The sequence below is a fragment of the Affinirhizobium helianthi genome (assembly GCF_042680945.1).
GTDB lineage: Bacteria > Pseudomonadota > Alphaproteobacteria > Rhizobiales > Rhizobiaceae > Neorhizobium > Neorhizobium helianthi.
In genome coordinates this window covers 48,981-69,599 of the sequence record NZ_JBHUEQ010000039.1, presented here as the reverse complement: position 1 = coordinate 69,599, position 20,619 = coordinate 48,981, and the positions used below count along the sequence as shown (strand labels likewise).

18 protein-coding genes and 1 pseudogene are annotated in these 20,619 nt (G+C 55.8%); 11 read left to right on the top strand and 8 right to left on the bottom strand.

Annotation, left to right across the window (positions count from 1 at the left end):
- Positions 1–64: 64 nt before the first annotated feature.
- Positions 65–925, bottom strand: a complete 861-nt coding sequence (locus tag ACFSE1_RS18495) for a LysR family transcriptional regulator (protein WP_377405097.1) — start codon at positions 923–925, stop codon at positions 65–67.
- 96 nt (positions 926–1,021) lie between these two features.
- Here ACFSE1_RS18495 and ACFSE1_RS18490 point away from each other — a divergent pair, with 96 nt between their 5' ends.
- A complete protein-coding gene (locus ACFSE1_RS18490) occupies positions 1,022–2,017 on the top strand; it encodes a bile acid:sodium symporter family protein (RefSeq protein ID WP_377404803.1) in 996 nt (331 codons plus the stop codon).
- Between the two features lie 73 nt (positions 2,018–2,090).
- On the opposite strand, the gene ACFSE1_RS18485 is transcribed toward ACFSE1_RS18490, so the two are convergent.
- Positions 2,091–2,573: an Hsp20 family protein gene (locus ACFSE1_RS18485; protein WP_377404801.1), complete on the bottom strand. Its 483-nt coding sequence runs from the start codon at positions 2,571–2,573 to the stop codon at positions 2,091–2,093.
- A gap of 382 nt (positions 2,574–2,955) precedes the next feature.
- Here ACFSE1_RS18485 and ACFSE1_RS18480 point away from each other — a divergent pair, with 382 nt between their 5' ends.
- Positions 2,956–3,966, top strand: a complete 1,011-nt coding sequence (locus tag ACFSE1_RS18480; protein ID WP_377405094.1) for an alpha/beta fold hydrolase — start codon at positions 2,956–2,958, stop codon at positions 3,964–3,966.
- 194 nt (positions 3,967–4,160) lie between these two features.
- Here ACFSE1_RS18480 and hisN read toward each other — a convergent pair whose 3' ends face one another.
- From hisN to ACFSE1_RS18460, 4 genes are all read right to left on the bottom strand, one after another.
- Positions 4,161–4,937 (bottom strand): histidinol-phosphatase, encoded by a 777-nt coding sequence (gene hisN / locus ACFSE1_RS18475; RefSeq protein WP_377404798.1) that lies wholly within the window; start codon positions 4,935–4,937, stop codon positions 4,161–4,163.
- A gap of 312 nt (positions 4,938–5,249) precedes the next feature.
- Positions 5,250–5,873 carry a GNAT family N-acetyltransferase gene (locus ACFSE1_RS18470; RefSeq protein ID WP_377404795.1) on the bottom strand — a complete coding sequence of 208 codons (624 nt, stop codon included), beginning with the start codon at positions 5,871–5,873 and terminating at the stop codon, positions 5,250–5,252.
- Between the two features lie 10 nt (positions 5,874–5,883).
- On the bottom strand, positions 5,884–7,044 hold the full coding sequence (locus ACFSE1_RS18465) for a Gfo/Idh/MocA family protein (RefSeq protein ID WP_377404793.1): 1,161 nt from the start codon (positions 7,042–7,044) through the stop codon (positions 5,884–5,886).
- A gap of 31 nt (positions 7,045–7,075) precedes the next feature.
- A complete protein-coding gene (locus ACFSE1_RS18460; protein ID WP_377404790.1) occupies positions 7,076–8,326 on the bottom strand; it encodes an ROK family protein in 1,251 nt (416 codons plus the stop codon).
- A gap of 217 nt (positions 8,327–8,543) precedes the next feature.
- On the opposite strand from ACFSE1_RS18460, the gene ACFSE1_RS18455 reads away from it, so the two are divergent.
- Genes ACFSE1_RS18455 through ACFSE1_RS18440 form a run of 4 tightly spaced genes read left to right on the top strand, consistent with a single transcriptional unit; the run spans position 8,544 to position 13,358 of the window.
- Entirely contained in the window at positions 8,544–9,503 is a 960-nt protein-coding gene (locus ACFSE1_RS18455) for an extracellular solute-binding protein (RefSeq protein ID WP_377404787.1), read from the top strand.
- Complete coding sequence (locus ACFSE1_RS18450) at positions 9,500–11,506, top strand: ABC transporter permease (protein WP_377404784.1); 2,007 nt, start codon at positions 9,500–9,502, stop codon at positions 11,504–11,506. Before ACFSE1_RS18455 ends, ACFSE1_RS18450 begins: the two co-directional genes overlap by 4 nt.
- Complete coding sequence (locus tag ACFSE1_RS18445; protein WP_377404780.1) at positions 11,499–12,560, top strand: ABC transporter ATP-binding protein; 1,062 nt, start codon at positions 11,499–11,501, stop codon at positions 12,558–12,560. Before ACFSE1_RS18450 ends, ACFSE1_RS18445 begins: the two co-directional genes overlap by 8 nt.
- A gap of 3 nt (positions 12,561–12,563) precedes the next feature.
- Complete coding sequence (locus ACFSE1_RS18440; RefSeq protein WP_377404777.1) at positions 12,564–13,358, top strand: inositol monophosphatase family protein; 795 nt, start codon at positions 12,564–12,566, stop codon at positions 13,356–13,358.
- On the opposite strand, the pseudogene ACFSE1_RS19445 reads toward ACFSE1_RS18440, so the two are convergent.
- Positions 13,353–14,037, bottom strand: a pseudogene (locus ACFSE1_RS19445) (transposase). The gene ACFSE1_RS18440 and the pseudogene ACFSE1_RS19445 sit on opposite strands and share 6 nt — an antisense overlap.
- Between ACFSE1_RS19445 and ACFSE1_RS18430 the strand changes: the two are divergent.
- The 3 genes from ACFSE1_RS18430 to ACFSE1_RS18420 all read left to right on the top strand — a co-directional run bounded on the left by ACFSE1_RS18430 (position 13,997) and on the right by ACFSE1_RS18420 (position 16,163).
- The gene (locus ACFSE1_RS18430) at positions 13,997–14,185 is read left to right on the top strand and encodes a hypothetical protein (protein WP_377404772.1); all 189 of its coding nucleotides are present in this window, start codon (positions 13,997–13,999) and stop codon (positions 14,183–14,185) included. The pseudogene ACFSE1_RS19445 and the gene ACFSE1_RS18430 sit on opposite strands and share 41 nt — an antisense overlap.
- 470 nt (positions 14,186–14,655) lie before the next feature.
- On the top strand, positions 14,656–14,928 hold the full coding sequence (locus ACFSE1_RS18425; RefSeq protein WP_377404769.1) for a helix-turn-helix transcriptional regulator: 273 nt from the start codon (positions 14,656–14,658) through the stop codon (positions 14,926–14,928).
- Positions 14,925–16,163: a type II toxin-antitoxin system HipA family toxin gene (locus ACFSE1_RS18420; protein ID WP_377404766.1), complete on the top strand. Its 1,239-nt coding sequence runs from the start codon at positions 14,925–14,927 to the stop codon at positions 16,161–16,163. The genes ACFSE1_RS18425 and ACFSE1_RS18420 overlap by 4 nt, the downstream gene beginning before the upstream one ends.
- 398 nt (positions 16,164–16,561) lie before the next feature.
- Here the strand turns inward: ACFSE1_RS18420 and ACFSE1_RS18415 are convergent, their stop codons facing one another.
- Positions 16,562–17,200 carry a hypothetical protein gene (locus tag ACFSE1_RS18415; protein ID WP_377404763.1) on the bottom strand — a complete coding sequence of 213 codons (639 nt, stop codon included), beginning with the start codon at positions 17,198–17,200 and terminating at the stop codon, positions 16,562–16,564.
- Between the two features lie 161 nt (positions 17,201–17,361).
- On the opposite strand from ACFSE1_RS18415, the gene ACFSE1_RS18410 reads away from it, so the two are divergent.
- The gene (locus tag ACFSE1_RS18410) at positions 17,362–18,891 is read left to right on the top strand and encodes a DEAD/DEAH box helicase (protein WP_377404760.1); all 1,530 of its coding nucleotides are present in this window, start codon (positions 17,362–17,364) and stop codon (positions 18,889–18,891) included.
- Entirely contained in the window at positions 18,888–20,234 is a 1,347-nt protein-coding gene (locus ACFSE1_RS18405; protein WP_377404757.1) for a hypothetical protein, read from the top strand. Before ACFSE1_RS18410 ends, ACFSE1_RS18405 begins: the two co-directional genes overlap by 4 nt.
- Positions 20,235–20,619 lie beyond the last annotated feature (385 nt).

Below are 20,619 nucleotides of genomic sequence, written 5' to 3'. Positions count from 1 at the left end.
CTGTGCCATTTCAAGCGTGAGGCTGGTTTCAGCCCGTTTTCTGGAAAACACACGAATCGACCCGTCACGTCGCCGCTTGCGGCGTGATACGCGCCTCAATGAGCAAGGAGAGCGCCTCAATCAGCGCGGCATCCGCCCCCTTGCGTGGCACAAGAACGAACTCCACATCTTCAAGCAACGGCAATTGCTCGCCGCTGACTTCGCGAAGTCCCTCCGGCGCCATGCTGCGCGGCTGCACCAGCACCCCCATTCCTGCTCGCGCTGCGGCCGTCAATCCACTCAGGCTCGCGCAGGTGCACACGATGCGCCAGAGGATTTTCTCGCGGTCCAGAGCCTCTTGTGCAACCTTTCGGGTAATGCTGGGCGGCGGAAAGGCAATCAGAGGCACGGGCTGATCGCCCCGCAGGCGCAGAAGATCCGGGTCTCTCGCCAGCCACACCAAAGGTTCACGATACAGCAGGCGTCCACGCGTATCGCCAATGTGGCGCTTGGCAAGAACGAGATCCAGTTCCCCCATGTCCTGCATCTGATAAAGCGGCGCGCTGAGCGCCACCGTCAGCTCAAGATCCACCAGAGGATGCAAGCGGATGAAATCCTCCAGCACAGCCGTTAGTCGACTGGCCACGACATCTTCCGAAACACCGAGCCGCAAACGCCCGCGCAAGCGGCTTTGCCCGAAAAGCGACAACACCTTGCCGTTCATTTCGAGAATGCCCCTGGCATAGCTGAGCAATGCCTCGCCTTCCGTCGTCAGCTTCACGCGGTGCGTTGTACGGTCGATCAACTGACGACCCAGATGCTTCTCCAGCCGCTGAATATGCTGGGTGACTGTGGATTGCCCCACCCCCAGCTGATCAGCAGCCAGCGTAAAACTTCCAGTCTCATAAAGCTGGATAAAGCTTGCGAGATGCGTCAGATTCAACATCACATCACGGTCCATGATAACTGTTAGTGTTTGCATCTTGCTTCATGATAAGGCAGGCGTAAAGTCTCAGAGACTGGACTTCTTCAAGGAGAATTCATGCGGCGCTTCCTGCCAGATACGTTCACGCTGCTTTTGGTCACCACCGTGATCATTGCTTCCTTCCTCCCGGCACAGGGCGAATTCGCGGAAATCTTCGGATATGCAACGGATTGCGCCATCGCACTGCTGTTCTTCCTGCATGGTGCACGTCTCTCGCGCGATGTGGTGATTACGGGCGTGCTCCACTGGCGCCTGCACCTGACCATTCTTCTCGTCACCTTCGGCATTTTCCCATTGCTGGGCCTGGGCCTTGGCTTCATTCCGGAAACGATCCTGAAGCCCGAGCTTTATATGGGACTGCTCTTTCTTTGCGTCCTTCCTTCCACCGTCCAGTCCTCAATTGCCTTCACCTCGATTGCTGGCGGCAATGTTCCCGCGGCCATCTGCTCGGCTTCAGCATCCAATCTTTTCGGAATGTTTCTGACGCCGCTTCTGGTGGGCCTTCTGATGACCACGAGCGGCAGCTCGGGTTTCAATCTGGATGCGCTGGAAACCATTGTGCTTCAATTGCTGGCGCCGTTCATTCTCGGCCAAATCCTTGAACCGTGGATTGGCAAGTGGATTCGATCGAAGAAGAAGCTTCTGACGCCGGTCGATCGCGGCTCCATTCTCATGGTGGTCTATCTTGCCTTCAGCGAATCCGTAAATGAAGGCCTGTGGCAGACCTTTTCCATACGCGACATCGCAATCGTCATCGTGATAGATATTGCACTGCTGGCATTGGTCCTGTGCGTCACGACCTTCGGCAGTCGCCTTCTCGGCTTCAACAAGGAAGATGAAATCACGATTACCTTCTGCGGCTCGAAAAAGAGCCTGGCCTCTGGCGTGCCGATGGCCGGCGCGATCTTTGCGGGCCAAAGCATTGGAGCAATCGTGTTGCCACTCATGCTCTTCCACCAGATCCAGTTGATGATTTGCGCTGTCATTGCCCAGAAATACGCGGCAAAACGCCTGGCCGCAGAAGCAAAGGCTTTGGAAGTCAAAACGGCTTGAAGTCCAGACACACAAAGGCCCCGTCCTGGCTTCAGGACGGGGCCTTTTCATGCAGTCAATGAATTAGCGGCAATCAGTTGACCTGCTGGGGAGCAGGCTGTGCCTCGATCGTCTTTGATGCATCGACCACATCAGCAGCAATGGCAATGCGACGCGGCTTCAGCGTCTCGGGTATGTTACGAAGCAGATCGATGTGCAGAAGTCCGTTCTTCAGCGAAGCGGCCTGCACGTCTACGTGATCAGCCAGCTGGAAGCGGCGCTCGAAGGCGCGCTTGGCGATGCCGCGATAAAGATATTCGGTCTTCTCGGAAGCCTCTTCTTCAGACTTCTCGCCCTTGACCGTCAGCACATGTGCATGTGCTTCGATGCTGAGTTCCTTTTCATCGAATCCGGCAACTGCCATGGTGATCCGATAGGTGTTCTCACCGGTGCGTTCAATGTTGTAGGGCGGGTAACTCTGCGCCTGCTCGGGCTGACCAATGCCATCAAGCATGGAAAAAAGGCGGTCGAAGCCCACGGTGGAGCGGTAGAGCGGGGAAAAATCAACGTGACGCATGTTGTCCTCCTTGGAAGCGACGTTTGCGAATTCTGGTAGCGAGTCAGCACCCCGAAAAGGCGATGCTGACCTTGTGTTACAGACCCTTTCGGCGTCCGTGGTCTTCAGATGGGAGGTCACATTTCCCCGTTCAAGACCTGTATCTGCGAAAAAATGCACCCTCTTTACAGCCCTGAATGGCCGATGAACGACCAATTCTGCCCGGGTTCAGATGTGAATGGTTAGACATCCAATCAACCGGTGGCATTCGCCCCGGAGACTGAAGCCACGTCCCTTCTCTTCAGTCTGCACTTCGCCGGAACCGCCAAGGTGGTTCCGGCCCTTTTTTCAAAAATTTGCAATGCCGGTTTCCTCCCCGCCTGGGATGCGCTATCCCTTGACCATGAGCGAAGCGGCAATTTCCAACAGCGAAATTCTCTATTCCAGTCCGGGTAATCCGGTGCCGGAGAACTGCACTGCTGGCTTTTTCGAGGGTTTTGGCGGGACGAAGCTGCGTTACGGCATCTTCCGCTCTGATATCTCTCCCGCACTGGGCACTGTGGTTCTTTTGCAAGGCCGCAACGAATTCATCGAGAAATATTTCGAGACCATTCGTGACCTGAACGCCATGGGGCTTTGGGTTGCGACATTTGATCTGCGCGGCCAGGGCGGATCCCATCGATTGCTCAAGAACCAGCGCAAGGGCCATGTGCGCCGCTTTTCTGACTATCAGCAGGATCTGGAAATCTTCCTGCGCGATATTGTTCTGCCAGATACGCGCCTGCCCTTTTTCGTTCTCGCCCATTCCACCGGAGCCCTCGTTGCGCTTGCTTCCGCACCTCGCCTGAACAACCGGATCGACCGTATGGCCCTGGCGGCCCCTTTTGTGGGATTAAGCGGTCAGACGCTCTCGGAAAGCTCGATCCGCAAGCTGGCTGGTGGCCTTTCGAGCCTTGGGCTCGGCGGAGTTTCCATGGGGAAGGATCAGAGCGCCCGCCCCTTTCACAACAATCCGCTGACATCCGACAAGAACCGCTTTGCGCGCAATGCAGCCCTGATTGATGCGCGACCGGACCTCACCATCGGCCCGCCCACCGCGCGCTGGCTGCATGAATGCCTGTCAGTTGCCGCGGTTGTAAGCCAGCAAGCACATCTGACGCGGATCACCATCCCGACACTTCTTCTCGCGCCCATGCTGGATGGCATCGTGCCCTATCTCGCACAGGAGCAACTAGCCCGCAATTTTCGCGCCGGGCAATTGATCACGATCACCGGAGCGCGGCACGAACTCTTCCAGGAGCGGGACATCTACCGCGCGCAGGCGCTGGCGGCTATCGCCGCCTTCATCCCGGGAACAGATCCCTTGGTGAATTTCCAGGAAACAGCAGCCCAGAGGTTTGATTGTGACATTTGATCATCGATGATCGCCGCAAATGGGTATCAGATATCAAGTTCATTCCGCTAGGGAATATCCAGCAAAAGTGCAGCAGCGGTTGCGCGTCCAGACTTTATCAAAACAAGAGACAGAGCGCATTTCAGGTGATGTCAACCTCACCGGAAATGCTCTTGTCTCAGGACCAGATCTGCAAGATCGCCGAACGCTTCAGCTCATTCTCCCGCAAGTCGCTCCAGCGCCTGACGGTGCAGGTCCGCATTGCCAGCCGCTATAATTTTGCCGCCGCCTTCAGGGCGCCCGCCATCCCAGGTCGTCATGACACCACCCGCCTGCTCGATCAGAGGAATGAGTGCACCGACATCGTAGGGCTTCAGACCAGTTTCAATCACCAGATCCACATGTCCAGCTGCCAGAAGCGCATAGGCATAGCAATCAATGCCGTAGCGAAACAGCCGGACGTCATTCTCCACACGGCGATATTGCTCAAGTTCGCCGTCCGTGAAAATGTGCGGCGATGTGGTGAAGAGAACGGCATCCGAAAGCTGCTGACAGTTGCGGGTCTTCAGCTTCCGCTCGCCTTCCGGCCCTTTATACCAACTTGCGCTGCCATCAGCGAAATACCGCTCACCGGTGAACGGCTGATCCATCATGCCCATCACTGCTCTGCCGCCGTGATAAAGGCCGATCAAGGTTCCCCACACTGGCAAGCCAGAGATGAAGGCACGGGTTCCGTCAATCGGATCGATGACCCAGACCCGCTCTCGATCCAGTCCTATGGACGCATGTTCCTCGCCCAAAATGCCATGGTCCGGGAAGCGATCGATAATGAGTTTACGGATCGCGAGCTCTGCCGCCTGATCGGCCTCTGTGACCGGATCAAAGCCCGATTGAAGTTTGTTGGAAACGGCGGTGCCGGTGCGAAAACGCGGCAACGTTTCCTGACGGGCAGCTTCGGCGAGGCTGTCGAAAAAGGCACGATCTGGCACCATCTGAAATGTCTCCGGCAAAAATGAATGTGCCGATCTTTCTATCGCAAAGCAGGCGCGGAACAAGATGCCGCTAGCAGCAATGAAGTGCCCGAAAGATAATCATTCTTTGCGATTGCTTGACAATTGGGCAATTCCTCTCTATCGTAACCCTTACAGTCTTTTGACTGTAAATACCCTCCTTGGGTGTTTCCTCCCTAGACTCCAAACCGCGCCCTGAGCGCGGTTCTTTTTTGGTCCTGAGCGGACCCGCCTGGCTTTGCCGCAGGCCAATTTACGTTTCGCCCCGCCGGTAGCACAGCGGCCTGACCATCGTCAGCAATTCACCAGCCGCATTGCCATCAGGATCGAAGGTGTCCGGTCGATTTCCACAAACCCGAATTTGGCGTAAAATCCGACGACCTTCTCATTATGCTCATTCACGCCCAGATGGACCCCTGTCACGCCCAATTTCCTCAATGCGTCCAGTTGATGTCGCAGCAGCGCCGATCCATTACCACTATTTTGAGCCTCCGGAAGCAGGTTGATATGCAAATGGGCTGGATAGCGGTCCGTCACATCAGCTGATGTTCTCGCAGTGCCCCGAATATAGGAAAGAACGGTCTCATCCTCTGCCGTTTCCGCAGAGAAATCGCGGAGCTCTTCTTGCAAGAAGGGCCACCATGCGGCCTCAAGCCAATCTTCATAGACGCTCGTGTCGGGTGCTGCGACACAGTAACCCATCACGACGCCGCGCTGGGTCAGTACAAAGGCATTTTCTGGGCAGAAGCGAACGTAGGGCAAGGCCCAGACAAAGCCCGGAAGTCTCGCGTCAGTGTAGTGTCGCGATCCGTCTCGTCCGCTGTCTGATGTGCGCAGGCAGATATCCAGGATCGCAGCCTCATCGGAAGGCTGGGCGTTGCGGATGACAACGGGTGATGATGGGGAGGGAATGTTCATGAACTTGGCCTCAGGCTGCAGCTACAGGGCTGCAAAGCGCGTCATCGAAACGCTGCCAGGTCTCAGCAAGCTCGACGGTGCGCCGGGCACGACGTGCCTCTTCGATTTTGATTGCTACGAGCCCCGCTTCCAGAGCCGCAACGATATTGACGGGTAGTGGTGCCGCCTGGGTCAGATGCTTGTAAATATCGAAAGCCATCTGATCATCTGCACCATAGTGATCACTTTCGTGTCCCTCGTAACGCCGCTCGAAAAGCTTTTCGCCCGTAATGGCGGAGTGGACCTCGAAGCGATTACGGATGAAATCGCCCTCTGCCATTCCCTTGTTGCCAATGACGCAGAAGCGGCGAAACTGATCCGGAACGTTGAGGTTGGTATGAAACGCCATCGTCGCTCCGCCCTGATATTCGACGATCGCGGTCTGATAGTCGATAATATCGCCGTCGCTCTCGAAGACGGCATCGCTCTTCAGCCAACCGCTTGGTTTCTTGTAGAATTCCTGCTGTTGAAACGCGGAGAGCTGATCGGGCCGGTTTTCCGCAGCGAATGACTTACGCCCCCCGAAGCTGGCAACGGCCATGGCGCGCTGCCCCACGACGCTGCCGTAAAGATCGATGTCGTGACAGCATTTTTCCAGGATGAAAGGACCAGCATAGCGCGTGTGCCGCCGCCAATCCCGCATGAAGAACGCGCCGTGGTAAGGCGCGATATGCTCGGATGCCTCGATCGAAGTGATGGTGCCGATGTGGCCTTGAGCCTGCGCCGCGCGCAAGTCCCGATAGAGGTCGGAATACCGCAGAACAAGCCCCACCATAACGCTCTCCTTGCCGTATTCGGCAAGCAGGCGCGCCATTTTCATTGACTGATCTTCATCGATCACGACCGGCTTCTCGGTGAACACGCGCACGCCCGTGCGCAGCCCCGCGGTGATATGGTCCAGGTGAAAAACATTGGGTGAGCCGACCATGAGTAGATCAGGCCGCGTCTGCGCCAACATCAGTTCCACTGTATCGAAGCGTCGCGGTGCCGGTAGGCCGGAAGAAAGAACAGCCGGCAGTCCAGCAGGCTCAGGGTCCATTAGGCCGACGATTTCAAGATCTGGGCAGGCCTTGGCGAAGGAGGCTATGACATTGGCAAGCCGAAAGCCAAGCCCGGCGACTGCAATTTTCATTTTCTAGTCCTATTGGCGAGAATGGGGTAAATCAGGAGGATGGGTCATCATCCGTGGGCGCGCCGGCGACGCGATCGAAGCGCCTTTCGAAATCCATGGTCTGGCTGCGCCCGCGCATGGATGAGAGACGCCTGAAGTCCGGGCTACCATGGGCAATCACGGGCAGCATGGCCGCACCGATCGCGGCGGCTCCCGGGCCGAGTGCGCCAGCGCACAGCCGGGGAATATCCCGTTCGCTTCGGGCGCTGACGGATGGCAAAAGGGGATAGGCCCGGTCAATCAGGGAGTTGTTGAGCGCTGGCGGAAAATGCCCTCCGACGATGATCGTCTGCGGGTCCATGATGTTCTCAAGCAGCGAAACCAGCAATCGGAGGCGCCTTGAATTGAGATCGAGCCACCGCATCAAAACACTGTTGCGTTGAGCATAGAGTTGCTCCAACACGCCAGGCCTCGCAATCTCCTTGCTTTCGCAAGAGAGCATTGCTGCCAGTTCGTCGATAGAGAACGGAGTCTGTCCATCAGCGTCCGGATTGGTGAATTCGGCAGGCCATGTCAGGAGGCCGATCTCTCCAGCATTGTTCCAAAATCCCTGAAGCGGCATGCTGTCGTTTATGATACCGGCGCCGAGCCCGTGCCCGACGAAAATATGAACGTAGTGGGTCAGTCCTGAGGCTCTGCCTGCTCTTAATTCGGCAACTGCGGCGGCTGTGGCGTCATTCTCGATAATCGTTGGAAGGCCGCAAGAATCTTCGATGGCCTCCGCCACGGGGATGCGGCTCCAGGCATCCCAGCCCGGCGGGCCGACAGGATGCTCGAACTCTGCTTCCTGCAGCGTTGGCATGGCGATACCGATACCCCAGGCAGGGCAATCGGCGGCAACAGAGCGCAGACGCTGCGTGATGTCGGCTATGGCGCGTATCGTATCGGACGGATCTTCGAGCGATGCCGATGCCGTTTCGCGTCCCAGTTCCTGCCCCGCCAAGTCGCAAACGATGCCCAGAAGCCCGTCGCGATCCACATGGATGCCGAGGCAACACCCTGCGTCCGCACGCACTTGCAACCTTTTTTGCGGGGCGCCGCGCGCGCCTTCCTGCTGAATGGATTCCACCACTAAAGACCGGTCGATCAAATCCCTGCATATATTGGACATTGTCTGCGCCTTCAGGCCCGTCACCTGAACAAGGTCGCGCCGGCTGATGCCGCCGGCGGCGCGGATAAGGTCGAAAACCAGGCGACGATTGTAGCGGCCCGAATATGTGTGATTGCTGCCCATCAGGCTCATGGGTGCCAAAATCCTATTTATTCTTTTAAATGGAATTTATCAGCGCCTCTCATTGTCGTCAAGTCGGCTCAATGCGATGCCCTCTTGGAGTTTGTCATATAAGTGCAATAAAAACCCCGTAAACCCGCGAAAAAGGCAGCTTGATTTTTAATCCATCCAATGGAATTAATAGGTCGCCTTCTTCTCAGTGCAGTGACTTTAAAAAGGGAACACAGTCATGCTGAAATGGACCTTGCGGCGGATCATGGCGGGCGCTTTGGCCTCGGCGTCAATCCTGGGTGTTGCGAATGCTGGAGAGCTTGTCGTCTATACCGCTCATGGGGAGGCAACGTCTGCTCCCATTCTTGAAGCTTTTGCCAAAACGAATCCGGACATAAAGGTGACCGTCGTGCGCGGCGGGACGGGCGAACTCATCGAGCGCCTGCGTGCCGAAGGCGGTCACTCCTCGGCAGACGTGATGTGGGGCGGACCGACACAGACTTTCGAAGAAAATTCGGCGCTCTTCCAAGCATACGAGAGCAAGTCGGACGCCGAGATGGTGACGAACGATCCCAATCACATCTGGCATCCGTTCACGGTGCTATTGCAGCCTCTGATCGTCAGCACCAAGCGGGTCGAAACCGGCTCCATGCCCAAGACGCAAAAAGATCTCGTTTCACATGATTTTGCAAAGAATGGCGGTCTGATTATTCCAGACCCAGCGAAATCTGGTACGGGCTATGTCATTCTCTCTGCTCTTGCGGGCAATTTCGGTTGGGAATTCGTTGGCCAGATGGCCAAGGGTGCGCGTATTGCGCCCGGTTCTGATGACGCATTCAACGCAGTCCGGGACGGTGAAGCGGCAGTCGGCTGGATCAACGAAGATCTCGGTGCCAAGTGGAAGGCGCAGGGGCTTCCAATCGATATCGTCTATCCAAGCGATGCCGTCACCGGACAGATCGATGCTCAGGCTATCGTCAAGGGCGCGCAGCACCTCGACGATGCCAAGAGCTTCATCGATTTCCTGGGCAGCAAGATGGTGCATGAGATCGTTCGCGATGCCACCGTTCGACGTTCAGCACGCAAGGATGTAACGCCCCCGGCCGCCCTGCCTGATATGTCCACGCTCACGATCGTGTCGGCTGTCGATCCGCGCCCGGTTGTCGTGGCTCGCTTCCAGGAGCTTCGCGGAAAATGAAGGTGCTGCGCGACAATTGGCTGATCTTTTCAATCGTCGCGCTCGTGCTTTGCGGCCTGACGATAATCGTCCCGCAAGTTCGCCTCATGGCCGCCTCCCTGCTGGAGGAGGGCGGCCGTTTTACTCTTCTGCATAACAAGGACGGCTTGCAATCCGTGCCGGAAATGACCGCCCGTTACGGAGTGGAGAAAAGCTCCGACGGGCTGGCCATATCGCTGGCTTCGACTGACCACCTGAAGGTTAGTGTCGAGGACGACCGAACGCTGCGCCTCTCATCGCAAGAGCCGATTTCTCTGGGCAGGGACAGCGCCGGGCTCATTGAACTCGATGTGGGCACCGCTCGTTTCGCGCTCTCACAACAGGCGCCCCGCGGGCTTTTTGCCACGACAGCCCCCGCACCCTTGAACATTCAGGCTCAAGGCACCAACACGGTCTTGCTGTCGCATGCCGTAAACGCCTACGTCACCTTTGAAAACAAGGCATTGTCGCTCTCTCCGGTCCATTACATCGATTTCTTCACTCGTTCGGAAACCGTTTCCGCCACAGTGAACAGTCTGTTGATCGCGCTGACATCCACCGGCCTTGCTGCTGTGATCGGGGTTTCGCTTGCCTATCTTATCGCGCGCTACCGGGTCGCGGGCAGCACGGCGATCGTCTTTCTCGTCACCATGGCGTCCGTCTCGCCACCATTTTTGGGAGCATATGCGTGGCGCTTGCTCCTGGGGCGAAATGGTGTTCTGACCAATTATCTAGGTCTTGATGTCTCGATTGTTGGCTTGCATGGCGTCATATGGGTTATCACCTGGCTGGTTTTCCCGATCATCTTTCTGCTTAGCCACAGCTCGTTTCAGAGTCTGGACGCAGGGCATATAGAGGCGGCGGAAAGCCTCGGAGCCAAGCCGCCTCGCGTTCGCATGACGGTCGAAATTCCGCTCGCGCTTCCCGGCATCATCACCGGTCTCTACCTGGCAACGATGGCAGCCCTGTCGGACTTTGGAACGCCGCGAATCATTGGTCTCGACGTTAACGCCCTGCCGGTTCTGATTTATACGTCCTTCCTTAGTGAGGCGGGACGCAATCCGGCCCTTGCGGCGACAGGATCGATGGTGCTCATCATCATCTCGAGCCTTTTCCTTATGGCGCAGCAAATCTATCTGGCGCGACGCGGTTTCGCCGTGGTTTCGTCGCGCGCTTTAAACCGGAAGTCGCTTTCGCCGCTCGCCCATGCTGTGGTCCTCGGAGCCATCTGCATTGCCCTTCTCATGGCATTCACGCCTCACCTCACGGTGCTTATATCCAGCTTTATGGAATGGCGGGTCGGTCTGCCGACAGCGAACCTGACGCTGGCAAACTACACCACCATGTGGCGCACCGGGATGGGACCTGCCTGGGTGACCTTGTCGCTTGGTATTGCCGGAACGGTGGCCGCCACAGCGATCGGACTGGGGATTGCCTATGTGATCATACGCAAGCGTTATCGTATAATCGCGCCGGTTCTCAGCCTCACGGTTATGATGCCCTATGTCATTCCCGGCACAGTGCTGGGCATCGGCCTCATCATGATGTTCAACAAGGCGCCGGTCCAACTGACGGGCACATGGTTCATCCTTGTTCTTGCCTATCTCATTCGTAACCTTCCCTTTACGGTCAAGGCGTCAGAAGCGGCCCTGAGACGCGTTCATCCGGCGCTCGAGGAGGCCGCGATCAGTCTCGGAGCGCGTCCGCTCAGAGTGTTCGTCACCATAACCGCGCCTCTGGTGCTTGCGGGTGCCGTGACCGGGGCAACGCTCACCTTCCTCCACATCGTGACAGAGCTGTCGTCCACCATCGTTCTCTATCGTCCGCCGTGGAAACCGATGACGGCCGTGATCTTCGAGAACACCTTGGTGGATGCCGATTTCGGTGTTTCTGCTGCACAGACCATTCTCCTGATGCTGATTATCTACATCCCTCTCTATTTCATCGTCCGATACGGCCAAATTCGAGGAAAATTCGGTGGTTGAAACCTTATCGTCCAAAGCTCCCACCCAAGGCTGCGAGGTCGTCATAGACGCTGTGTCCAAGACCTTTGGTAATCACGCGGTTCTGAAAGACGTTAGCCTCACGATAAAACCCGGTGAATTCTTCACGCTGCTAGGGCCATCCGGTTGCGGCAAGACGACGCTTTTGCGGGCCATCGCTGGCTTCCATCCCATTGATGGTGGGAGGATCTTGTTCAATGGGCAGAACGTGACTTCGCTTGCCGCCTGGGACAGGAATATCGGCTTCGTTTTCCAGAACTATGCATTGTGGCCGAACCAGACCGTTTTCGACAATGTCGCCTACGGGCTGAAGCTGCGTAAAGTCCCGAAGGGCGAAGTCGCCGAAAGGGTTCAGGCCGCGTTGGCGCAAGTCGAACTTCACGACGTCGAAAAGCGCTTTCCCGCAGAAATGAGTGGCGGCATGCAGCAGCGCATCGCGCTGGCGCGTGCGCTTGTCATCAATCCGCCGCTACTGCTTATGGATGAGCCGATGTCAAATCTCGACGCGCGTCTTCGAGTGTCACTCCGCCACGAACTGCGCAGCCTGCAGAAAAGGCTCGGCCTGACAGCCATCTATGTGACGCATGATCAGGAGGAAGCTCTGGAAATGTCGGACCGGATCGCGGTCATGCAGAATGGCATTGTGCAACAGCTTGCAGATCCTGAAACCATATACTCGCGCCCGGCGAACCGCTTCGTGGCCGAATTCGTCGGCAGCGCGAATTTTCTGGAAGGTGCTTTTGAATCGACCGGATTCCAGATGGCGGACGGATCGAAGCTGTCTCTTTTGGAAAGAGGCCACAGCGGCAAGGGCACGCTTGTGGTGCGTCCTGAACAGGTGATGATACGCGAGTGCGGCAACGCACTGATCGATGCGACAGTGGAAGATCGGCGCTTCATGGGCAAAGCTTGGACCCAAAGCCTTCGGCTCAAGAACGGTACGATCATCTCCGTGGAAACCCGAAACGCACTGGATGTGGGTTCGCGCGTCGGCGTGGACTTCGAGACGATCACCTTTTTACCTATGGAAGCATAAGCGATGGCGGACCTGCCTCTTGAAGAACTGATGCAGCTTGCGTCGTCTGCAGCTCTTGCAGGAGGCGCGGAATTAAAAACGCATTTCGGCGATGTTTCGCGTGACGGTGTTCAACGAAAAGCTTTGGGGGACTACGCTTCAAAGGCCGACCTCGCCGCCGAAAAGGCCATTGCCGCTATTCTAGCAGAGGCAGGGGAGCATTACGGCTTCGTCGGTGAAGAGACAGGCGCTCGCAATACGGATGCGAAACACCGATGGGTGGTGGACCCACTGGACGGTACCAGCAATTTTATTTGGGGTATCCCCTATTTTGCCGTCAGCATCGCTCTCTGCGACGATCAGGGCGAAGTGTTGGGTGTCGTCCTTGACCCTTTGCGTGACGAAATCTTCACCGCCATTCGAGGCTGTGGCGTATGGCTGAACGGAAAGAGACTCGCTCGGGTCAGTGACAAACGTCCGGACGAGGCGATCATCTCCCTTTCCATGCCGATCCAAGGACAGTTGAAGGCAATCGAACGCAGCACCTTCTTTCAAAGCCTGGATGCCATCACCAACGAGACAGCGGGCGTCCGCAGACTGGGTTCGGCCGCACTCGATCTCGCTTATATTGGTGCGGGACGACTGGACGGCTATTTCGAAGATGGCCTCAGCCACTACGATTATGCGGCAGGAAAACTCATCGCTCAGGAAGCTGGAGCTCTTGTTACGTCATTCACGGGTGGCGTTCCGATCGATGGCGGGTCATTGCTGGCTGGAACCTCATCCATACATCAGTGGCTCAAATGCAAGTTTCTATAAGGTGCAGGCATGAGCCCAGTTGGCAAAGTATGGCAGCAGTATCTTGGCTGTGGTCCTAGCGAGGAATGCTGAGAAGTATTTTCGGATCGTCGCTTATCGGGTTGCGACGCGACGGAACTGCTTGAGGCTGTTGAACATCCGCTCGATGCGGTTCCTTTCCTTGTAAGCTCGAAAGTCGCAGGCAGTGGGTTCTTCCGGTTTGCTTTCGGCGGAATGACTGGTCTGATCCCATGAATCAGGAGTTCCCCGCGCAGGAAATCACCGCCATAGCCTTTGTCGGCAAGAAACAGTCTCGGTTTGCCGGTATCGCCAGCAAGTCAGGAACGGCGTTGTAATCCGAAGTTTGGCCGCCCGTCAGGAAGAAGCCAAGAGAGAGGGCGTCTTGACCGTCTGCGCAGGTGGGTATTTTCGTCGTAAAGCCGCCGCGTGATCGACCCGGGCCTCAAGGAGGGCAGCCCAGACTCCTTGCTCGGCCCAACGGCGAAAACGAACGTAACCGGAATTCCGCTTTCCGTAGCCTCCATGCATGTCGCGCCAGGGGCATCCAACCCGAAGACATACAGCATGACGTTCAGGTAGCGCCGATTATCATGTGAGGGCCGAGACTTCCTGCCACGTTCCTAGGCAAAAGCCCCTCGATGATCCGCCATTCCATATCCGTCAGGTCGCCGCGAGCCAGAACCGCCTTGGCGCATCACGGCTGGGTAGACAAGTGTCTGGCTCAGAATGGCAAACTGACGCTGGACGAGCTTTGCGTGGAACTTTCCGGGCGCGGCGTGATGGTCATCGCTCCAGTGTCCGATGGCTTCTCCATCTGCTGGCGCTGAGCCATAAAAAGCCTGATGGCCAGAGAGCAACAGCGCCCGGAGATCGCGCGTGCACGTGAACTTTGGAGCGCACGGCGGAGGCCTTTCTTCAACAATGCATTGGGATGACATACATGTTTCGTCGGGTATTTCCGTGGGTAGGAACATCCCGAAAACTGATAATCTCTATCTAAATTAGTAGTTATCACTGGCGGAGAGGGTGGGACTCTCCGCCAATTAAGCCCGCGATACCTGAGAAACAAGGGTTTCTCGTAAACCTCTGTCCCCGTTCGGCAAATTACGATACCCGCAGGTGTACCACACGCGATACCCGGATCTCAAGGACCTCCTTTTTCAACGCCGTGATGAAGTTCCAGACTTCCCGATCGGGGTGATTTAGGAGCGTGTTTGCACCTGCTTCCCGATCGGTAAGGATCGCATTGATATGAGAGAAATCTTCCTGTACGGTAAGCCAACTCAGGAGATGCGCGATGTTCAGGTCCGCACACGATTTCGGCGCTGCTATCAGGAAAAAACGCAAAGCGCTTGGCTGGACGCAGACCGAGCTTGCCGCCCGGTCCGGTACGGGCGAGCGCTTCATCGTTGAGCTCGAATCCGGCAAGCCGAGCTGCCAGCTTGAAAAGTCCCTGATCGTAGCGCGCACTGTCGGCATCGAGATCGGCGATCTGAGGACGGTCCAAGCAGCGACGACCTCGCCTGACGATGACCTGGACTTCTTACCGACCTTCGGTGAAGGTCGATGACGACGATCTTCTACGAAACTTTCCCCGTTGCCCACCTGACCTTCGACGGCGAGTGGCGGCTGGACTATGATCAGAGCTGGGAGGCGCGCCGCTCAGCCTTCCCGGTATCGCTCACCATGCCGCTGCGTTCAGGCCCGGTTGCTGCCGACAGGCTGCTGCCCTGGCTTGCCAATCTGCTCCCGGAAACGCACCTCGCCGAAATCGGCCAGCGGCTGAAGGTTTCCCCCCAGGACATCGTCGGCCTGCTCGGTCACATCGGGAGGGAGACGGCCGGCGCATTGTCGATTGGTGCTCCCCGTAAGCCGGGTATTCATCTCCAGCCCCTGCCGGATCCAGGGGCATTGGAACGCATCCTGGACGAGCTTCCGGCAAAACCTTTCCTGGTCGGCGAACGCGGCGTCTCGATGTCTCTCGCGGGCGTTCAAGAGAAGCTGCCGGTCTTCGTGGATCAGGGGGGTGCCATCTCCATTCCTGTCGATGGGACACCCTCGACCCATATTCTGAAGCCGGATTCAAAACGGCTTGCGGGCAGTGTCGAGAACGAAGCCTTCTGCCTTGCCCTCGCCCGCGCCTGCGGGCTGGACGCCGCTGAAGCGACAATCGGCGTCACGGGCAGGCGGCGCTATTTGCTGGTGAAGCGCTATGACCGTTTCACCGATCCACAAGGCGAGATCCGTAGGCTGCATCAGGAAGATCTTTGCCAGCTAACAGGCCACTTCCCATCCCGGAAGTACGAGCACTCCTCGACAGGACGCGGCGTGACCGCGAAAATGATGTTTGATGCCATCAGCAATTTGGTCTCGCCTTCCGAGCGCCTGAAGCTTCTCGACGCGGTGCTATTCAATGTGCTGATCTGCAATTCAGATTCGCATGCCAAGAATTATTCCGTTCTGATCGGTTCCGGCGGATCGGCGAAGATGGCGCCGCTCTATGACCTGATGTGTGCGGCGGTGTACCGCCAGGTTGATCAGAGTTTACCGCAGGGGATAGCCGGCCGGTTCAGTGCTCCGGATCTGCGGCGAGCGGAATGGCAGGCGCTGGCCGACGAACTCGGATTGAGCGGCGCATCGACTGTACGACGCGTGGAAGAGCTTACGGAGCGTATCAGCGTCGCGTGCGATGATGTGGCGCCTCAAGTCGAGGCTTTCGCGGGCGATCGGGCGAGTATCTTGGAGAATATTGTCCACTCCATCCGGAAGCGGTGCCGAAGAATTCAGGTGCAGTCTCGCGGGTGAGGAGAATCGAACGAGGGCGGAAATTATTTCCGCTTTGCGCCTTCATTTCTGACGTAGGAATTGCGACAGTGGTGTCTCAAGAGCGGACGCAGATCCAGATTGTTCGTCCGTTCGGAAGGTCCTGTCCGATAACTCGGCTGTCCGGTGGTGAAATGCGGACCCTGCGGCGTGGAAATTGCCGCAACAAACGATGTCCGCAACGGTATATCCCTGCGGAGAAGACCCCATACCCCTGCCTTACATCCTTATGTTGTGACGAAAGCTGGCATGGAAAGACCATGCGCATTTCCGTGTGAGAGCTGGAAGCCGTCAGACCCATAGTATCCATGAGGGAAACGGCTGCGCGAAGAGGCTTAAATACCCCCTCGCAAAAATTTATAGTTTTGGCGCTTTTGACGCTACCAAATTTTCGTCAAGTTTTGCCCGCCATCAAGGTGGTACATGTTAAATCCCAGTTCATTGAATATGGTCGGCATTACCTTCTTCATTTCTGACGCCGCATGGAGGGCCACTTGAAGATCGCTTTTCTTGCCTTTTCTTCTGGATTTGTTGGTTCTTTTTTCCTGAATCAGGTAAGACCAAAATATCATATCAACACAGGAAGATACTACCCAGTCTACGGATTTAGAATATCCGGCAATCCAGTTAACGCGAATTCCGTTTGCTTGATCGAAGAAAAAACGTGCATTTGCTTCTTTACAAATCAAGCAACTTCCAAAATAAAGACCGGAGATCCAAAAATTTTGATTGGCTTCTCTAAATAGGTTTCGAAGTTGAGCGCGGGAAATGTCATGGTTCGGGCTGCCCTGTAATCCCGCTTCATCTCCATGGGCAGCCAAGTACACAGAATTGAATGTCTGATCAGCACCAACATGCCCAAGTGATGTTGCCAACGAACTTCGATCACAGAACATATCGTAGCGAAAGGAGAACGGGTTGCCTGTAGCAAGGCCGCATACACTCTCAAACAATCCTCTGACGCTGTGGTTGCCATCATCCCACCAGCGCGCTTCCATCACAGCAAGTCCGGTCTGCATTAGTTTGATCTTCCTTCATGTACGCCGCATGCGACAAAGCGAGCAGGTCCGGTACTAGCCATATCATGACGGATTTTTACTAAAAAACTGTCGCCAGCCATTCGAAAAACACCTATAGATAGCAACGCTTTATATTAATCGCGTTACAACATGGTTGTCTTATGAAAGTTGGCTTGCCTGAAAATCACGGCTTATCGAGTAATCTTATATCCGGCCCGCTTCTGCGAAGAAATGCGGCTGGCGAAATCGAACTAACCGACATTCAATTTGAAGCATTCAATTCGGGCGTAGCCATGGGGCAGAGTGTGCTGGCGATTGCCCCGACATCCAGTGGAAAGACCGACATCGGCCTGATAGCGGCGGCGTCTTGGCTAGACACTGGCATTAATGAAGGGCGAAAAATCGTCTATCTCACCTCCCATAGAGCCCTTGCAAGGCAGAAGTTCTACGAGTTTCAAGACCGACTAGGTCCGTTGTTCTCACTAGCAAAGTCAGAAATGGTTCTTGCTACCGGCGATGATGTTATCGACGCCAACGGCGACCCAGTGCCGGACGCCTTCTCCGTACCGGTAGTCATCGCAACATACGAGAAATATCTAAACATGCTCGCCGGATCGGGATTTCGTGGTGGTACGGACAAGATTTGCTGCATTGCGGACGAGCTGCAGCTTATCTCAGACAGTACACGCGGCCAACAGGTAGAAATCCTCATGACACTTCTACGGCAAGACACAGGTCAGATAGTCGCGCTTTCTGCGGTCATGGAAGAAAAGGATGCTCAGCTTCTGGCCAATTGGCTCAAAGCCCGCCTAATTCGTACTACCCGAAGGGAAGTGCCTCTAATCTACGAGCTTCGAACGCCAACACAGACATTGACGACAACTACTGATCGCGAAAGCAATCCAGCAACCGGTCCTGCTAGTGAAATGGACACTCTATCCACGCTAAAGGAGCTATTGAAGCGGCCGGGTGAACACGAACCTATAGCTGTCTTCTGCATGAGCAAAAAAGAAGTCTTTGAGCTTGCCGAGCAATGGGCGTCTGAAGCATCCAGAATGGGTGCAAGGGTAGAAGATGACCTTCCTCTGTTTCGGGAGCCGACGACATCCGCTGATGAGCTTAACCGTTACCTTCCCCACCGATTTGCCTACCACACGGCAGACTTGAATGAAGACGAGCGCGTTGCAGTGGAGGCGCGACTTGACGGCAATGAACTCCGTGTCGTGTTCGCAACAACAACCCTCGCCGCAGGGCTAAACTACGCGTTCAGGACTGTCATAATCCACAACTGGGAACGTTGGAATAGTAGGAAGCGCGCAAGAGAACCCATCCTGCCAGGTGAATTTCATAACATGGCAGGCCGTGCGGGCCGTCTATCGCATGTTGATCGACCGGGCCGTGTTATTTTCTTCGCAAGCACAGCTACCCAAGTGCGCTTGGCTACACATTATCTAAGTTGGTGGCAACTTGAGAACTTCAAAGCTCGTATCCACCCCTCGACATTCCCTCAACTATCTCTTCAACTTCTTGCATCCGGAGTAGTCGAGAGCGAAGAAGAGCTATTCGATTTCCTTCAAGGTACCTTCAGTGCTCAACGTGAGCTTGAGATAAATTCAGCTCAGCCGGACGTTTGGCGTCAGGCTCTCACAAATTCATTGTCGTATCTGAAGCAGTGGAATTTTGTAGCATGAAACTTACCATAACTACGACAGGAAAAGCTGTCGCACGCTCCGGCCTACTTCCTGAAACTGCTAATCAACTGCTTGAGTATGTATCAAAAAACGCAGTGGCGCTTGTCGATTTGGTCGGCAAATGCGCTGAAGCCACAGACGATAGTGCGGAAGATTTCTCATTTTTGATGATCTTAGCCGCGTACGGATCGGCAGACTACAACGGCTCCACTCCACGCCGCTTTCTCACATATCAACTTGCGACGTACATACTAGATGGCCCGTATAGCCGCGTATCTAATCTTGCGGCGACCACCGACAACTCTGCTCTTAACGGCGCGACGTTGGCTGCGCGCTGGATCAGCGGCAACATCATGAGGGACTTGGAGAGCGTACTCGATATTCGTAGCGGCGTGCTTACTGGAATGTTTGCGGATGCCGCCGGCATTCTTCGATCTCTAGCTGATGCGATCTATGCGGCCACCACCCCGCAGCCTGCCTCCAATCTGCCAACGAGTATTGTTGCCGCAACGCTACCGCAAATGCTTCAGCTTGTTGGCCCGCTCCGGCGGCTAGCTCATAGACTTGACGTGGGATTGCCTGAAGACGTCGCTTGGATGAGCAGCGTAAAAGACGATGATGGTGCGGTTTTAAACAGGCGCGAAATGATGCAATTGCGCGGGGCACTGTTCGTATCTCCTGACCATATCCTTGACACAGGCCGATTTAATCAGTTGCGGGATGCGTTAGGGACTAAACCGGCATTCACCGTACCCCTAGCTCAACGCTTACAAAAAGCCGTTCGATCTTGGCGTCTTTCGGAACGAGAACGACTGCTAGATAATCAGTTGAAGCGGCTACCAGCCGAGTGCAAACCGGTTCTCAAAGAATACTACAGGACAGTGGGAACTGATTTTGAACGTGTTTTGGAGGCCGCACTGGAATGCCTAGGCATTTCAATAATTGCTAAAGACGACGGAACAAGAAGCTCGTTTCCCGATCTTGTCACCGAGGTGCTGAACCCAAACAAAACTGCGATAGAGTGCAAATCTAAGACAGTTGGAGATGCTGTCACATTCAATGACGCGACGGATGTACTTCGGAAGGCGGGGGTAAACGGGCTTGGTTCTGCTTTTAAGGTGACTGTATGCCAACCTTATATCAGCCCTGATGTTCCTAGAAAGCTCGACCTATGTACCGATTTGTGTGTGGTCAATGCTGAAGATTTGGCGGAAGCGATGGTCCGATTGAAGCTCGGTAAAATCACGATGGACGAGTTTTCCGGTTGGTTACAGAGACCCGGACAAGCACTTCGTGAGATGCTCCCGCAACAAGTCTTTCAGAAGGCGGCAACCGGGGCGTAGTCGATGTGCTATAGGAGGGGACTTCGCCACTCACGCCTGTTGCATGCGTCCCAATCCTGTGCAATGCAGAGACACACGAGGGGGACATCGTGTCCCCCAGCCATCCCTGAGCCCGGCTTCTAAGGCTTTTGAGCGATGGTAGGCTCTCCCTCCGTGCCTATCAAGGCAACACGTCTCGCTCTTCAGTCGGAATAACGACCTCATCCACCATCTTCGCCGCCAAAACCCGCCAATCCGCTTCCGGCGCCATATCGGCCATTACCACGAGCAGAGCCTTGAGCCTAGTGTAGGTGGTCGTTGGTGCGATCCTGAGAGCGGGCAGTGCGGCTCGCGGCCCCTAAGCCAAGGGAAATAATTTCCGAAATTGCACATTTCATTCTCTATT

What these genes read in the sequence shown, in the direction of transcription:
- ACFSE1_RS18420 (WP_377404766.1), top strand. Translation starts at nt 14,925, where the DNA reads ATGACGACGATCTTCTACGAAACTTTCCCCGTTGCCCACCTGACCTTC.
- hisN (WP_377404798.1), bottom strand. Translation starts at nt 4,937, where the DNA reads ATGGTGCCAGATCGTGCCTTTTTCGACAGCCTCGCCGAAGCTGCCCGT.
- ACFSE1_RS18465 (WP_377404793.1), bottom strand. Translation starts at nt 7,044, where the DNA reads ATGAAAATTGCAGTCGCCGGGCTTGGCTTTCGGCTTGCCAATGTCATA.
- ACFSE1_RS18430 (WP_377404772.1), top strand. Translation starts at nt 13,997, where the DNA reads ATGATCCGCCATTCCATATCCGTCAGGTCGCCGCGAGCCAGAACCGCC.
- ACFSE1_RS18415 (WP_377404763.1), bottom strand. Translation starts at nt 17,200, where the DNA reads ATGCAGACCGGACTTGCTGTGATGGAAGCGCGCTGGTGGGATGATGGC.
- ACFSE1_RS18460 (WP_377404790.1), bottom strand. Translation starts at nt 8,326, where the DNA reads ATGAGCCTGATGGGCAGCAATCACACATATTCGGGCCGCTACAATCGT.
- ACFSE1_RS18455 (WP_377404787.1), top strand. Translation starts at nt 8,544, where the DNA reads ATGCTGAAATGGACCTTGCGGCGGATCATGGCGGGCGCTTTGGCCTCG.
- ACFSE1_RS18440 (WP_377404777.1), top strand. Translation starts at nt 12,564, where the DNA reads ATGGCGGACCTGCCTCTTGAAGAACTGATGCAGCTTGCGTCGTCTGCA.
- ACFSE1_RS18405 (WP_377404757.1), top strand. Translation starts at nt 18,888, where the DNA reads ATGAAACTTACCATAACTACGACAGGAAAAGCTGTCGCACGCTCCGGC.
- ACFSE1_RS18450 (WP_377404784.1), top strand. Translation starts at nt 9,500, where the DNA reads ATGAAGGTGCTGCGCGACAATTGGCTGATCTTTTCAATCGTCGCGCTC.
- ACFSE1_RS18425 (WP_377404769.1), top strand. Translation starts at nt 14,656, where the DNA reads ATGTTCAGGTCCGCACACGATTTCGGCGCTGCTATCAGGAAAAAACGC.
- ACFSE1_RS18410 (WP_377404760.1), top strand. Translation starts at nt 17,362, where the DNA reads ATGAAAGTTGGCTTGCCTGAAAATCACGGCTTATCGAGTAATCTTATA.
- ACFSE1_RS18480 (WP_377405094.1), top strand. Translation starts at nt 2,956, where the DNA reads ATGAGCGAAGCGGCAATTTCCAACAGCGAAATTCTCTATTCCAGTCCG.
- ACFSE1_RS18490 (WP_377404803.1), top strand. Translation starts at nt 1,022, where the DNA reads ATGCGGCGCTTCCTGCCAGATACGTTCACGCTGCTTTTGGTCACCACC.
- ACFSE1_RS18470 (WP_377404795.1), bottom strand. Translation starts at nt 5,873, where the DNA reads ATGAACATTCCCTCCCCATCATCACCCGTTGTCATCCGCAACGCCCAG.
- ACFSE1_RS18485 (WP_377404801.1), bottom strand. Translation starts at nt 2,573, where the DNA reads ATGCGTCACGTTGATTTTTCCCCGCTCTACCGCTCCACCGTGGGCTTC.
- ACFSE1_RS18495 (WP_377405097.1), bottom strand. Translation starts at nt 925, where the DNA reads ATGTTGAATCTGACGCATCTCGCAAGCTTTATCCAGCTTTATGAGACT.